The sequence below is a fragment of the Pseudomonas sp. UM16 genome, assembly GCF_050312595.1.
Classification (GTDB): domain Bacteria; phylum Pseudomonadota; class Gammaproteobacteria; order Pseudomonadales; family Pseudomonadaceae; genus Aquipseudomonas.
In genome coordinates this window covers 1-1,146 of sequence record NZ_JBNPJT010000048.1, presented here as the reverse complement: position 1 = coordinate 1,146, position 1,146 = coordinate 1, and the positions used below count along the sequence as shown (strand labels likewise).

The window sequence follows — 1,146 nt, the reverse complement described above, 5'->3', positions numbered from 1 at the left end:
CACCATGCTATTCGTCACCGCCATTCGGTACCGTCGCGTAGCATGGCGTTCAGCCTGATCAGCAGTATCCGCATACAGGCAATGAGCGCGACTTTCGCGCTCTTGCCTCGCTCCCGAAGCGCCTCATAGCGTGCCTTAAAGTCAGCCTGGTGGCGGATCACTACCCAGCAGGACATATACAGCGCACGTCTGACTCGGGCTCGTCCTCCACTGATCTGACGTCTTCCGCTGTGTTTGCCACTGTCCTCGTTATACGGCGCAATGCCTGCCAAGGCCGCAATCTCCCGGCGATCAAGCTCACCCAGCTCGGGCAAGTAAACCAGCAAACTAGCGGTGGCCACCGGCCCGATTCCTTTGACCGAAATGAGCCGATTGGCTTTTTCTGCATCCAGGTCGTACATGCTCCGATTAATGACTTTATCGAGCTGCTTGATCTGCGCTTGCAGGTAGTGAATATGGTCTTTGATTATCGTGACGACGGCGGCTTGCTGGGCCTGTTGAAGGCGACGCCGATTGTCGTCTCGTTGTTGAACGAAATGCTCACGCAGCTGAATCAACTCACGCAGCGCTTCACGTTCGGGCGAAATGACTTTGTTGCTAGACGCCTGCAAAACCTCCGCAAAATCTGCCAATACGGCGGCATCGATCGGATCGGTCTTGGCATTTTTACCCATTGCCACGGCGAAGGCTCTGGCTCGGCGGGGGTTGATTCGGAGCACGGGAAGGCCTGCGGCTTGCAGGGCCGCCATGACCTTGGTTTCACAGCCTCCTGTGGCTTCCAGCAAGACCCGAGCAACATCGTACGGGCTCAAGCGCTCAATCAGCTCAACAAAGCCTTGCGACGTGTTTGCTACCTTAAAGCCATCGCCTTGCGGCTGAACCCAAACAACGAGGTCTGATTTGGAGATATCGATGCCGACCCAGGAAAGCATGGCAAAACCCTCTTACACTAAGCAGTGAGAGTGCTCTGGCTTTGCCCACGCTTGTACTTCGAGTGGCTGCTCGTCCAACTGTTCGGGCTTATGGGCCAGAGTGGAAAGGTGGATGGCAGCTTTGCTCCCACTCGTGCTTTAAGCACCGCGGACTCACAGCTTGCCATCCATCTCTCTCACCCTAGAGTTTACTTCCGGCCATAGACACAAGCGG

1 protein-coding gene is annotated in these 1,146 nt (G+C 56.0%); it reads right to left on the bottom strand.

Going from position 1 to position 1,146, the window contains the following annotated elements:
- Positions 1-14 precede the first annotated feature (14 nt).
- Positions 15-932 carry an IS110 family transposase gene (locus ACQRAX_RS25460; RefSeq protein WP_412041619.1) on the bottom strand — a complete coding sequence of 306 codons (918 nt, stop codon included), beginning with the start codon at positions 930-932 and terminating at the stop codon, positions 15-17.
- Positions 933-1,146: the final 214 nt, after the last annotated feature.

What these genes read in the sequence shown, in the direction of transcription:
- ACQRAX_RS25460 (WP_412041619.1), bottom strand. Translation starts at nt 932, where the DNA reads ATGCTTTCCTGGGTCGGCATCGATATCTCCAAATCAGACCTCGTTGTT.